The sequence below is a fragment of the Paenibacillus cucumis (ex Kampfer et al. 2016) genome (assembly GCF_019748695.1).
GTDB lineage: Bacteria > Bacillota > Bacilli > Paenibacillales > Paenibacillaceae > Paenibacillus > Paenibacillus polysaccharolyticus.
The window spans coordinates 1-12,339 of the sequence record NZ_JACLIC010000023.1 but is presented as its reverse complement, the minus strand read 5'-3'; the positions used below and the strand labels follow the sequence as shown (position 1 = coordinate 12,339).

The following is a 12,339-nucleotide window of genomic DNA, read 5'->3' as shown; positions in this document are numbered from 1 at the left end:
TGTCATAAATCCAGTCTCTGTCTAGCTCATTACCCAGATGCCGCCAGCCCATATGGAAAGAACGGTGATAAACGTTTGATAGACAACATCCATTATCAAATTGCCGATACTGTCCCCATCTGCCTTACGATTCTTGATCATGACATAAGTATGTGACCACAGACCACTCAAACCATATATGTACATCGTAACCAATACACCCACCCAGAAGTTCCCTTGAAACCAGATCGCCATAATACCCATAACGCCAAGTCCGACTTGCGAGAATCCATATTTGACCTGAAACGGTCCTCCTGGCCAACCTAGCATTTTGGCTGTCTGTTCTGCTCTAGCAATGTTAACCACGTAACCAATAACACCTACAAGTCCAAATGTAACCACAAACTGATGAAGCAATAACACTCTGCTAATCTCGCTCATTTCGCCAGGGAAACCGAGCATCCAAAGATGAATCGTTCCTGAAATAAGCCCAAATAACCATAGAACCAAAAACCACATCGCTGTTTCACTCCTGCCAATTCGTTATTTTGGAATCATTTGTAACTAAATGGATTAATTTGTAGATACCCACATTATATAATCGCTTTTACATTTGTCAATTCGTACATAATTTTCTATTTTGTCGAAGGTTTTACCATTTTTCTTCTCTTATACGCAATGAATCTATCGTACTTAGTTCTATATAACTTGAAATTTTTGGGTCTTATATACCATTTTTACATATATTCAACCAATATATGTTTCTTTTTTAACACTCCAAAAGAACCACCTCTCATTTATTCCATAGTCGAAAAAATTTAATAACCATTGGTTGATTCCTTTTACCCATATATTCAGACTACTTTAGTCGTCTTTATAGATATTAAAATTTGACAACACTTTATTATGTAACTATTATAGTTACATAGATAAACACTTTGTTTCACACATCCACAGCTACTCCTCGGAAGTGGTATTGCTTTAATACTCTAGAGGTACGCTGTACATACACGATTGTTCAACAATGACAATGAAGCTGCTAACGATGCAAATGTTGCAAACCACATTTTAGGAGGAAACAAAATGAAATTGTTAGTTACAGGCGCTACGGGTAAACTTGGTTCACTGGTTGTTGACGCGTTGTTGAAGACAAACGCTGCAACAGACTTGGCTGTTAGTGTCCGTTCACCAGAAAAAGCAGAAGCATTGCGCTCGCAGGGTGTAGACGTACGTCATGGGGATTTCGATCAACCGGAAACGTTGGAGAAAGCTTTTGCCGGTGTAGACCGCCTGCTACTGATCTCCACAGACGGTGATAACGAGACACGTATCCGTCAGCACCAGACTGCTGTTCAAGCTGCCAAAAAAGCAGGTGTCGGTTATATCGCTTATACAAGTGTGGTCAACGCCGAGCATAACCCGCTCTCTCTTGCTGAGGTACACCGCAAGACAGAACAAACGATTCGTGAGTCTGGCATCCCTTATACGTTCCTGCGTAACAATTGGTACCTTGAAAATGAAGCTGGCAGTGTACAAGCCGTAACACATGGTGCTCCTTGGGTACATGCCACGAATGACAGCCAGGTTGGCTGGGCTACTCGACGTGATTATGCTGAAGCTGCTGCTACTGTACTTGCAGGCGAAGGACATGAGAACAAGGTCTATGAATTGTCTGGTAAACTGCGCACACAAGCTGAGCTTGCTGCCATTGCTGGTGAAGTGTTGGGGCAGGAAATCAACGTGCAAAATGTCGACGATGCGGCTTATGCGGACATCATGAAAGGTGCAGGTTTGCCTGATTTTGTTGTATCCATGCTGGTTGAAATGCAAAGCGCTATTCGCCAAGGCGCACTGGCTGTAGAGAGCGATGCACTGGAAACATTGCTTGGGCGTCCAGCTCAACCGCTAAGTGAAGGTTTTAAAGCTATTTTGGGTAATTAAATTCGTCATGTTGCCCTCACGGTAACATACAGGATATAGAAAAAGGGTTGTTCCATACGTCACATGATGACGGGGAACAGCCCTTTTCGTATACATTATTATGGAGCTCTTCGAACAAAACTTACACATTCTTTAACCTAACTAATCGATTAACCTTGCTCAATATAACGCGATGGAATCACATCAGCCAGCCAAATACTCTCGTTGCCATGGTAAAAAAGAATACCCTCACGTGCCGCCTGTCCAGCCTTAACGCGTAGAATAACAGGCTGATCATCTCGCCTTTGTCCAACTTGACGTGCCGTATCCATATCAGCCGATAGATGCACATACTGCCGTTGCCGTGGCTGCAAACCGTGCTCCATGATGGAGGACACAGCACGTACGGGTGTACCGTGATACAACAATTCGGGAGGCTGTGTAGCTATTTTGGATATTTTTTGCGGAGTAGAATGACCATAAAGTGCACGAATTCGTCCAGCATTGATCTCGTGCCTTTTTTTCTCCGAAACTGCAATCATATGTTGCATGTCATCTTCTGTTACATTACGCCACCCTGGGCTTTCGTGCAAAGCGACGAGCAGTTGTGAAATCTCTACCCATCCCTCTTCATCCAGCTCAAGCTCGTATTCCCATGGCGCATGTCTCAATGCATAGGAAAGCTCTTTGCTCAGTTTCATGTAGTCCATGTCTCTCACCTTCCCACATCTATCCTTGTTGCTGAACTGCCGCCATAATCTCCTGAATGTTACGAGCAAGAGCTTCGTGATCCTCCTGCGCAAACTGGATATGTCCATTAATACCGCGATGAATAATCGTATTCATCACTGGATGAACCTCTTCCTTGGATGCAACACGAATCAGATCGTCAGCAAAATCAACTGCCTGTTGTTCACTGTAATTAAACGGTTTGATCAACATCCGAATGCTTAGCGCATGAGCCTGGGGTTCGGCCAGCCGATCACGATGAGTAATGCTGTACACCGCACCAAAACCAAAAGCGGCGAGCACTTGACGTTGCAGTTCTGTCGTTTCTGCGAGTGGTGTGCCAATCAGTTCGCAGACCTGTTCTACCATCTGCTCCAGTTCATGGGCTGCTGAGCCCAAAATAACATCATTCTTATCATCCTTGTTCATAAAATCATTCATATCCATATTCTCCGTTCTGTCCTTTATTCCATATCGGGGACGGCAGATGTTTGAAAGCCTCTTGGTGGATACCCGCACGATTCAGCGCTTTTCGCAAGCGAGTAGCAACTTCCATGAAATAAACTTCAGGTACCCGATCCCCTGCAAGCTGCTTCAATAGATAATCGTTTTCCAAACCTTGATACAGTGGATGCAAATCTTCGACTAATATTTTCTTCATATCTTCACTCGTAATACTAGTCGTCATGCTACATTCATTGACGAGTGTCTGCAGCGTATCTTCTGCAGCCTGCTTGTCATAGGAAGGGTGAGATACGAGATACTGCAGATCATATAGATCCTTGAACCTCGGTCTCACAATCGTCTGATGCAACTTCCAAGCGACTTGAGTGGACAACGGAACCGTGTAGGGAACTACAAAAGGCTCACCTCTTAACGGTTGGTAGTTTAACTCCACAGGCTCTGCATCCAGCTTCAGATTAAATGAAATATCAAGAAAAAGCTCATCTTCGTACCGATTCCCTTCACTGGACTCACTCTGGATCGCATAGGCGATATCGGTATTCACCGTTGGAAAGTCATCATCCATTGCGTAATCAATTTCACGCCAGAATGCATTCTCCCGAAAGCTGCGAAAATGGACTCCATCATTCAGATCAAGTTCGGTCACCTGAATCATCCAATCCGTAAAAATCTGCTTGGCCTGATCCGCATGTTCAATCGTACCTTTATACAGAAAGTCGATATCCTCAGCATAGCGCAGACTTGGATTCTCCAAGTACTGTCTCGTTAACAGGCTACCTTTCAAAATAAAGGATGAATGGACTAGCGTAGCCCGTTTCAGTAGCGCTTCCAAAACAATAATTAATCTCTCGTCTTCATTGAAGCGATGTATGGGTATTTCATTCCCGTTTCTCGTCACAACTGTTCCTCCAATCTTATCTTAAACACATCAAGCTGGTTCAATCAGATCCAGCCTCGATCCAACTCTTCCCGACTATCATATATACACAGCTCATATTGTTGCTTGATTAGTTCAATTTGATTGCTTTGCAAAATGTTATGAATTTCCTCGACGCTACGATAAAAATGATCTGCATGCTCATACTCACGCACAGTTACAAACCTTATACTGCCATTCTTATGGAGCGAATTACGGGAGATATGGCCACCTGTCCCCGCACATATATGCTTCAGCCTATTCACATCTTCGACTTGAACCTTACCATGCCACTCAAAATAAGGTCTGTACTGAGGCACCATCGGTTGTTTGAAAAACCGTTCCTCCTTAGCCGGTATCTCTACTTTTGTACGTACCACAGTGAACCCGTTATTCCTAAATGTTATTGAAATCTCTTCAATGATACGCTGTACATCCTGAAAATCCTCGCTATGGACAATGCCCGTAATCATGGGTTGATGGATGTGCTCTCCTTGATCGAGTTCGATCAGGACCGGTTTTACGTTCTCTTCTTCACAGATACGGATAAAAGTTTGCTTTTCTTGCGGGCTCAGGTCACTTAGGGTAACATGAAATTCAAACTCCATTCGTTCACAACCTTCTTTCCTCCAACGTGCTTATACTAGATTAACTCTACCTTTATTATAGTAAAACCCAAAATAGTAAAAAAACCAAATCTTCTCTGCAGATAGAGTCGATTTGGTCTCCTTTAAACACCACAGCTATACGCAACACAGTCTTACTCCACTTTCATTGAAACTCACCACGGTCAGGCCGTCTCATGTTGGTTCTTCGGCTCCGGCTCATAGACTTGAGTATGCTCATTTTCCTCATGCATCCACTCCACCATACCTGGTTTGCGAACCTTCCACACCAAGGCCTGAATGCGAAGTGATCTTCTCACCCAAAACAGAGAGGTACAACGCTTCTCCGAACGCACCATAAGTCCCCAATGAATGACTCGGGCAAGCCACGGATTAACATATTCATTGTGCTTGCGGACGGAAGGCAATTCGTCTTGGAACAAACGTTGCTTCACATCCATAGGCGGCTGACCACAAGTCCAGTAATGAAGCAAGGCAGACAAACTATAGATATCTGACATGGGTCCCTGAACTGCTTTCTCGGAATAAAATTCAAGCGGCGAATACCCTTTAGAGGTAAAAATCGCCTGTTTTGCTCCGGTCTGCATCGGCCAGCGCACAGCCGCACCAAAGTCCAGCAATTTGGGCGTGCCATCCTCCATCACCATGACATTGGAAGGTTTGACATCCCGGTGGAGAATGCCTTGTTTATGAATGTAATCCAGCGTATCCACGAGCGGCAATAGCGTATCTGTAATAAACTCGGGTTGCAGCGCATGGTTACGCTCCTGTAAATAATCGGTCAAGATCATGCCGGCGCAATATTCTGTGACCAGATATCCCGTATCATTGGCCTCAAAATGATCCACATATGTAATGATGTGAGGATGATTAAGAGATGACAACAACTCACCCTCCTGAAGAAATACAGATAACAGTTCATGGAATTGTCCGCCGTATCCTCGGGATGCACAAAATACACTGCGCTTGTCTGACTGACGTGCAGCAATCCGATGGGGGAAAAATTCCTTTATAGCGACTTTGGCACCTGTATGCCGATTCCGCCCAACATACACAATCGCTAATTCACTACTAGTCAATACCTGTCTTACCTGATATGTATCATTCAAAATGACATTGCGTTGCAAAGCCATGTTCCAGTTATTTTTTCTCATCCCAAACCTCTTTTCAAGCTTGTCGATCGGAAGACTTGCCGCATAACGACGAATTTGATCCTTGAACTCATCGGAAATAAATCCAACCAGAGAGTCAAATCATCGCTAACCATCTTTATAAACCATACACCACCGTTTGAAACATTTTTCTCGCGGAAAGTGCATTTTCGTTCAAGCTTCCGTTTTCTATATCGAAGATGCGAGCACTCTTCTATACATAGTATCGACAAAAGGGGCAGTTTCGTTAATCTGTTCGTAAAAATGCGAACTACCCCATGTTCCTATGCTAATCGCCTTTAATAATGCTTATTTAAAAATTGCTGAATCTCCTCATTCATCTCTCTTAGTACATCCTGAGAAGGGAAGTGGCCTGTATCATATTTAATCGCCTGTACATTCGGAATAATTTTCTGAGCACGGTCAATACACTTATCTCCTGGGAAAAAGACATCCTTCTCACCGACCAGAAGTAGTGTAGGCGAGGTATAATTTTCAAGTTCTTCTCTCTCTGCGAGTTTGGGTAAATCCTGCTCCAGACTGACATATTTGAATATTTTGCCGATCAAGTTTTTATCTGCTTCCTTCATACAATGGCATGACAGGTTATCCGTAATCTTTTGCAAAGAAGCTGGCGAAGAAGTCATACGATACTTAACGAGTGGAAGTGTAATATCATGAGCGGTTTTCATTCTGGAGTTGACCGCAAGACCCGCGGGAGCTACCAGCACCGAGCATGCAATACGCTCCGGAATATAAGTAGCCAATCTCAGAATGATGCCGCCGCCAAATGAAGGACCAATGAACGCACTTTGTTCAATGTTGTAATGATCCAGCAGATCGGATACCCACATCGCCAAGCTGTCAAAACGAGCCGAAATGCTCGTTTCCTCGCTGTACCCGGGATGGCCGATCGTATCCGGCGCAATAATCCGATAGGATTGAAATAATGAAGAGAACCAGGACAGAGTCATTGGATTCACACAATTGCCACCCTGAAGAATAAATAACGGCTTGCCATCTTCCGGCCCAGTCAGCAACACATGTGTTTTCCCAAAACGTGTCTCCACATACTCTCTTGTAAATCCTTCGCCCAGCTCACTCAAATAAATTTCGTATTCTTCCAGAATACTGCTCTTGCCTTCTTCACTTCTATAAATGGAACTCATGTCTGCCTCCTGCAATGTGTACTCATCTCACCTGTTCCAGTGATCAATAGCCGGAATCCCGGCCCAAAAAGATAAAGAGGGCCTGTTAAAATGACAGGCTCCTCCATATGTGTGACTTATCATATGCTGATGATTATAGAATGGAAATTGGAAATTGTAAATATCGTTTCTAATAGACATGCTTATCTTTTTTTAACTCGAGTAGAAGTGTCACTTTCGGCCATAATCCGCCTTGATCTCGCCCCAATGTTTCGTCTGCCATTTGAGCACTTTATTCGTGTACGTATTCGTGCGAAGCCACTGCTCTGCCCGGTCAATCATCAACCAGATTTCTTCCGTTGAGTTGTCACGTGGGAGTGTTGTCGCAACTTTTTTTTGTTTCAGCCATTTCATCGCATTCACCGAATCGGTGTAGACCGTTTTATTACTACCTTCTTTTTTGAGATAAGCCAGCGCATGCACAATCGCCAGAAATTCTCCCAAATTGTTGGTGCCTTTCGAGATCGGGCCGACGGAAAAAAGCACCTCACCTGTGCGGGTATCCACACCTTTATATTCTACTGGCCCTGGGTTGCCTCGTGTGCCTACGTCAACAGAGATGCTATCATAGTCCACTTCCTCGGATGTCTCCATCCCGGTACTTCTGCCGCTGCTGCCTGACTTCGACTTGGAAGCGCCACCTGCACTTGAACCCCAGTTCCCTTTCCAGCCAGCACGATACGCTGCTTCGGCAGCTGCCTTGGACTCATATGATTTATATTTGGCTCCGGCATATTGATCCGTCTGAGCCTTACATTCCGCCCAAGTGCTGTATACGCCAGGTTTCTTTCCTTCCCATACCACGTAATATTTCTGTTTCGCCATGCGTAACCGCTCCTTTGTTTACTGCATCAATATCCTATTGTAAACGAAGAAGTAGTTAAAATGAAAGTTCGTTATTGGTTGAACATCAGAACAGAGGTATAAGCATAATGAATGGATTGGGTATATTCCCTCGCATCCCGGAACAGTCTAATAATCAGCGTTCAATTAGGAAAAGAAAGGATGTCTTGCATGGATTGGATCTGGAAATCCGTCTTACTTGTTCTCATTGGTATGATCCTGCTACGAATCGCAGGTCGTAAATCGATCTCTCAGATGAGTGTTGCCACTACCGTTATTATGATCTCCATCGGAACCACGATTGTGCAGCCGATTGCCAACCATGAACTGGGGAAAGCAATTGGCTCCGCAGCTGTGTTTATTGCAACATTGCTCATCGTAGAGCAACTCCAAATGAAATTTAACTTTTTTGAACGTATCATGAGCGGGCGCTCCAAGGTTGTTGTGGAAGATGGTAAAGTCATCATTCCGAATCTGAAACGAATGCGTTATACGATGGATCAGCTAGAGATGCATTTAAGACAGGCAGGAATAAAAAGTATAGATGATTTGCAGACAGCAACGGTCGAACCCAACGGGCAACTCGGGTATGTCCTGAAACGACACGCTCGCCCAGTGACCGTTGGCGATCTGGAAGAGATTTTGCGTAATTACACCATTACAACTAAACCTGATACGGATCTACAACACAAGTTCAGTAAACAAAGGCCCACAGAGACGAGTACGAATTCAACAGACATTTTCGAAGAGGTCAAGAGCGGAGATCACACTCACCCTGTTAGTCCCAAACTCCAATAGATACACTTTTTACTATAAACATTAGCGCTTTTCATCGTCCACCTTGGTAACCCGTTTTTCTATTACTCAAATCAGGGTGGTTTTTCCCATATCAATGAGTCACTTGACATTAGTTTGATATCCAATTATATTACAAGTATGAAAACAAGAGATGCTGTTTCACTTATATCCAAAATTAAAGAGAAAACAAGTCGTTTTATTTTGACCGAGATGACAGCACAGGGCATTCACGATCTGGCTACTTCACATGGAGATATCATCTACGCACTTTACAACCATCAGCGTATGACCATGGCGGAGATTGCCAAGAATATTCGCAAAGATAAATCGACAGTAACTGCACTTGTGGACAAATTGGTGAGAACCGGATACGTTGCCAAAGAACGAGATACAGGCGATTCCCGTATTGTTCATGTGGAGTTAACTGCCAAGGGCGAAGCATTACAACCGATCTTTGAGGATATTTCACAGCGATTGCTGGATACCTTCTATACGGACGTTACAGATGATGAGAAAAATGAACTGCTTCGCATTCTGATCAAAATACACGATAACTTTTAATTTTTTTTGAATTAATAGTTTGATTTCAAACTAATTATCAAGGAGGATTTATTATGATTGATTACACACAATTTTTACCTGTACATGAGGTAGAGCGAATGGGTAAACATGAACTTCACGTTGAAGTTTACAGGGGAAATCGAAATCAAGGATCAGGCACAACATCGATAAGCACGCATCCTCCGCTGTTATTGGTTCACGGGGCATACACAGGTAGCTGGATGTGGAGTAAGTATATCCCCCACTTTGTAGAGCATGGATGGACTTGTTTTGCAATGAATCTCAGAAGCCATTATAGAAGCCGGGTGATGGACATGACTCGAATTACGGTGGAGGATTATTTGGAAGACATTCGTGAGGTATTATCTCTGCTTGATGAACCTCCTATATTGGTGGGCTTCAGCATGGGCGGCATACTTAGCCAAAAGGTTGCGGAAACCGCTGACTTGGCAGGTTTAATAATCATTGACACCAGTATCAGCAAAGAAGTCCATGATGCCTTCCCTTACCCCCTGACGGATCGAATAGAAGCAGGAATAATCATGCCAGCTCCTCTACGCGAGGAGAACGAAACGATCGATGAAACCGCAGAGGATATCGCTTTTCAACGACACTATCTGCAAATGGAATCGGCAAAAGCATTTCGAACCTTCTCCGCACTCTGCGGGGCAAAAGGGATATCCATTGATGGAAGCCTGATTACTTGTCCCGGTCTGGTGATCAAAGCTGTGTTGTCTGAGGACGAGGAACAAAGAGGCCGATTAACCGCGAAGCAACTAGGAGCCAGTTATGTTGGGCTTTGGGGTACAACACATACAGGTCTACTTGTGGGTCAGCGATATAAGGAAGCTGTAGATGTGGTTCTGGAGTGGCTTGATTCCAATTATTCGGGTAAAAAAACGGGCTGAAAGAAAAGAGCAACCTCCTTGGAGATTGCTCTTCTCTATTCTCTCTTTTCTCTATTTTCTTTCCTTATTCCCTTAATTCTTAATACTTATTTACTTAGTTCCTTAGTTCCTTACTCCCCAACGGGTGTTCTGTTTCAATTAGAATGAACATTTCCCCTTACTGCTTCGCTCTTTTCTTGATCATATAAATAACTGAAACGATCAGGAACCATACGGGTGTTACAAACAACGCCACCCTTGTATCCTCTGCGAGCGCCAACACAACGATCACAAAAGCCAAGAACGCCAGAATTAACACATTGGAAAATGGATATAGCGGCAGTCTGAACCGACTTTGACATGCCAGTTCGGGTTGAGTACGCTTATATCGCAGATGGCAAATCACCATGATTCCCCAGACAAATATAAAACATACCGTTGAGACACTGGTAATCAGTGTGAAAACCCCTTCGGGCATGATGTAGTTCAGCACAATCGCGATAAAGATCACAATGGTGGAGAAAAAAAGTGCATTGGCTGGAACCTTTCTTTTGTTTACACGTGCAAATGAATCAGGGGCATTTTGGTCTTTGGCCATAGAATATACCATACGGCTTGTACTGAAAATAGCGCTATTACATGCCGATGCGGCAGACGTCAGCACGACAAAATTAACCACTCCGGCTGCCGCCGCAATCCCTACCGCCGCAAATACCTGTACAAACGGACTTTCGGTTGGCACAATCGCACTCCACGGATAGATACTCATAATAATCAGCAAGGCTCCCACGTAGAAAAGCAACACTCGAATGGGAATCCGGTTAATAGCTCTCGGAATGACTTTCTCCGGATTTTCCGTTTCCCCTGCGGTCAGCCCCACCAGTTCCATGCCTACAAACGCAAACACGACCATCTGAAATGATATGATGAAACCATGCATCCCATTCGGAAACCAGCCCCCGTGGCTCCAGAGGTTCGTGAAGCTTGCAGCACCCTGATCTGTTGTAAAACCTGTAAAGATCATATACAAACCGACCACGATCAGTGCCAGAATAGCGATAACTTTAATCAAGGCAAACCAAAACTCCATCTCTCCAAACAGCTTGACCGTAGCCAGATTAATGCCCAGCAAAATGACCAAGGCAATCAGTCCCGGCATCCATTGAGGTACGTTCGGAAACCAAAATTGTGTGTACAGACCAACAGCAGTAATATCTGCCATCGCGATAGATATCCAGCAGAACCAATAGGTCCAGCCCGTAATAAACGCCGCCATATTTCCCAGGTAATCATGCACGAAATCCACAAAGGAGTGATACTGCAGATTGCTCAGCAATAACTCTCCAAGCGCTCTCATAATAAGGAATAATACGATACCTGTAATGATATATGCGAATAGGATCGATGGGCCGGTGAGTTGAATCGTTTTGCCCGCTCCAAGAAACAATCCTGTTCCGATCGCCCCTCCAATCGCCATCAACTGCACATGCCTGTTCTTGAGTCCTCTTGTCAACGTTTCTTCCTGCATGGTACACCACCACTCTCTTTCTGCTCATGCTCTCTGTGATGAAAAAATAATATACCATCTAATATATAATAATCTTCGCTGAATACCTATCATTACTTTTCATTATTGGATATGGGAAAAAGATCCTCCCTCCACGGGGTTTCATTGTAATTGAATATGAAATATCAATTCATGTAATCTCATTTCCTTCTTTATCCGTATATAGTTCACTATGTAGAAATACGTTAGAGCACGTAGATGCATCAAAATTTCATTTTCAATACATCTCGTGCTCAGAAGAATTGTACATCCACCATAAAAGGGCCGCCCCTCACAACGAAAGGCCGCCCTCCTGAAACATAAACACATACATGTTTAGTTCACATCTATTTTTGCTTATAGAACTCATGGTACAGCTTCATCAACGCCCGCTTCTCAATCCGCGAAACATAACTGCGTGAAATACCGAGTTCCTTGGCAATCTCTCTCTGGGTTCGCTCTTCTCCACCAGCCTCAAGGCCAAAGCGGCCAATGACGACTTCTTTCTCCCGATCATCCAAAATGTCGAGATTACGATAAATTTTGCTTTTCTCAATTTTGAGTTGCACACGATCTACCACATCATCGGCCTCAGTGCCGAGGATATCAATTAATGTGATTTCATTTCCTTCTTTATCCGTACCGATGGGATCATGCAGGGATACGTCTTTGCGTGTTTTTTTCAGGGATCTGAGATGCATTAAGATTTC

General features: G+C 43.9%; 14 protein-coding genes. 4 read left to right on the top strand and 10 right to left on the bottom strand.

Translation table 11 applies throughout. The features are described 5' to 3' along the window. Positions 1 to 21: 21 nt before the first annotated feature. The gene (locus tag H7T88_RS13420) at positions 22 to 498 is read right to left on the bottom strand and encodes a DUF6790 family protein (RefSeq protein WP_167375605.1); all 477 of its coding nucleotides are present in this window, start codon (positions 496 to 498) and stop codon (positions 22 to 24) included. A 564-nt stretch (positions 499 to 1,062) separates the two neighbouring features. On the opposite strand from H7T88_RS13420, the gene H7T88_RS13415 reads away from it, so the two are divergent. Beyond that, positions 1,063 to 1,920 (top strand): SDR family oxidoreductase, encoded by an 858-nt coding sequence (locus H7T88_RS13415; RefSeq protein ID WP_221788882.1) that lies wholly within the window; start codon positions 1,063 to 1,065, stop codon positions 1,918 to 1,920. Between the two features lie 149 nt (positions 1,921 to 2,069). On the opposite strand, the gene H7T88_RS13410 is transcribed toward H7T88_RS13415, so the two are convergent. The 7 genes from H7T88_RS13410 to rnhA form a co-directional block, all read right to left on the bottom strand. Beyond that, positions 2,070 to 2,609 carry an RNA 2'-phosphotransferase gene (locus H7T88_RS13410; RefSeq protein WP_221788881.1) on the bottom strand — a complete coding sequence of 180 codons (540 nt, stop codon included), beginning with the start codon at positions 2,607 to 2,609 and terminating at the stop codon, positions 2,070 to 2,072. 19 nt (positions 2,610 to 2,628) lie between these two features. Beyond that, entirely contained in the window at positions 2,629 to 3,069 is a 441-nt protein-coding gene (gene imm48 / locus H7T88_RS13405) for an Imm48 family immunity protein (protein WP_221788880.1), read from the bottom strand. Next, positions 3,062 to 3,991 (bottom strand): nucleotidyl transferase AbiEii/AbiGii toxin family protein, encoded by a 930-nt coding sequence (locus tag H7T88_RS13400; protein WP_312027620.1) that lies wholly within the window; start codon positions 3,989 to 3,991, stop codon positions 3,062 to 3,064. The genes imm48 and H7T88_RS13400 overlap by 8 nt, the downstream gene beginning before the upstream one ends. Before the next feature lie 44 nt (positions 3,992 to 4,035). Continuing rightward, positions 4,036 to 4,617, bottom strand: a complete 582-nt coding sequence (locus H7T88_RS13395) for a hypothetical protein (protein ID WP_221788879.1) — start codon at positions 4,615 to 4,617, stop codon at positions 4,036 to 4,038. A 182-nt stretch (positions 4,618 to 4,799) separates the two neighbouring features. Continuing rightward, positions 4,800 to 5,789: a serine/threonine protein kinase gene (locus H7T88_RS13390; RefSeq protein WP_154887929.1), complete on the bottom strand. Its 990-nt coding sequence runs from the start codon at positions 5,787 to 5,789 to the stop codon at positions 4,800 to 4,802. A gap of 296 nt (positions 5,790 to 6,085) precedes the next feature. Further along, on the bottom strand, positions 6,086 to 6,955 hold the full coding sequence (locus H7T88_RS13385) for an alpha/beta fold hydrolase (protein WP_090915009.1): 870 nt from the start codon (positions 6,953 to 6,955) through the stop codon (positions 6,086 to 6,088). Between the two features lie 210 nt (positions 6,956 to 7,165). Further along, on the bottom strand, positions 7,166 to 7,819 hold the full coding sequence (gene rnhA, locus H7T88_RS13380; protein WP_221788878.1) for a ribonuclease H: 654 nt from the start codon (positions 7,817 to 7,819) through the stop codon (positions 7,166 to 7,168). A 189-nt stretch (positions 7,820 to 8,008) separates the two neighbouring features. Between rnhA and H7T88_RS13375 the strand changes: the two genes are divergently transcribed. The 3 genes from H7T88_RS13375 to H7T88_RS13365 all read left to right on the top strand — a co-directional run bounded on the left by H7T88_RS13375 (position 8,009) and on the right by H7T88_RS13365 (position 10,104). After that, positions 8,009 to 8,635, top strand: coding sequence for a DUF421 domain-containing protein (locus H7T88_RS13375; RefSeq protein ID WP_221788877.1), 627 nt, complete (start codon positions 8,009 to 8,011; stop codon positions 8,633 to 8,635). A 138-nt stretch (positions 8,636 to 8,773) separates the two neighbouring features. Further along, positions 8,774 to 9,196, top strand: a complete 423-nt coding sequence (locus tag H7T88_RS13370; protein ID WP_221788876.1) for a MarR family winged helix-turn-helix transcriptional regulator — start codon at positions 8,774 to 8,776, stop codon at positions 9,194 to 9,196. Positions 9,197 to 9,249: 53 nt separating this feature from the next. Continuing rightward, positions 9,250 to 10,104, top strand: coding sequence for an alpha/beta hydrolase family protein (locus tag H7T88_RS13365; protein WP_221788875.1), 855 nt, complete (start codon positions 9,250 to 9,252; stop codon positions 10,102 to 10,104). A gap of 157 nt (positions 10,105 to 10,261) precedes the next feature. Here the strand turns inward: H7T88_RS13365 and H7T88_RS13360 are convergent, their stop codons facing one another. Then, a complete protein-coding gene (locus H7T88_RS13360; RefSeq protein WP_221788873.1) occupies positions 10,262 to 11,611 on the bottom strand; it encodes an amino acid permease in 1,350 nt (449 codons plus the stop codon). Positions 11,612 to 11,976: 365 nt separating this feature from the next. After that, on the bottom strand, positions 11,977 to 12,339 hold a 363-nt coding region (locus tag H7T88_RS13355), incomplete at its 5' end, for a sigma-70 family RNA polymerase sigma factor (RefSeq protein WP_221788871.1).

Excerpts from the sequence above, each read along its gene's own strand:
- H7T88_RS13360 (WP_221788873.1), bottom strand. The coding sequence starts at position 11,611 with ATGCAGGAAGAAACGTTGACAAGAGGACTCAAGAACAGGCATGTGCAG.
- H7T88_RS13420 (WP_167375605.1), bottom strand. The coding sequence starts at position 498 with ATGTGGTTTTTGGTTCTATGGTTATTTGGGCTTATTTCAGGAACGATT.
- rnhA (WP_221788878.1), bottom strand. The coding sequence starts at position 7,819 with ATGGCGAAACAGAAATATTACGTGGTATGGGAAGGAAAGAAACCTGGC.
- H7T88_RS13415 (WP_221788882.1), top strand. The coding sequence starts at position 1,063 with ATGAAATTGTTAGTTACAGGCGCTACGGGTAAACTTGGTTCACTGGTT.
- H7T88_RS13375 (WP_221788877.1), top strand. The coding sequence starts at position 8,009 with ATGGATTGGATCTGGAAATCCGTCTTACTTGTTCTCATTGGTATGATC.
- H7T88_RS13385 (WP_090915009.1), bottom strand. The coding sequence starts at position 6,955 with ATGAGTTCCATTTATAGAAGTGAAGAAGGCAAGAGCAGTATTCTGGAA.
- H7T88_RS13390 (WP_154887929.1), bottom strand. The coding sequence starts at position 5,789 with ATGAGAAAAAATAACTGGAACATGGCTTTGCAACGCAATGTCATTTTG.
- H7T88_RS13410 (WP_221788881.1), bottom strand. The coding sequence starts at position 2,609 with ATGGACTACATGAAACTGAGCAAAGAGCTTTCCTATGCATTGAGACAT.
- H7T88_RS13370 (WP_221788876.1), top strand. The coding sequence starts at position 8,774 with ATGAAAACAAGAGATGCTGTTTCACTTATATCCAAAATTAAAGAGAAA.
- H7T88_RS13365 (WP_221788875.1), top strand. The coding sequence starts at position 9,250 with ATGATTGATTACACACAATTTTTACCTGTACATGAGGTAGAGCGAATG.
- H7T88_RS13395 (WP_221788879.1), bottom strand. The coding sequence starts at position 4,617 with ATGGAGTTTGAATTTCATGTTACCCTAAGTGACCTGAGCCCGCAAGAA.
- imm48 (WP_221788880.1), bottom strand. The coding sequence starts at position 3,069 with ATGAATGATTTTATGAACAAGGATGATAAGAATGATGTTATTTTGGGC.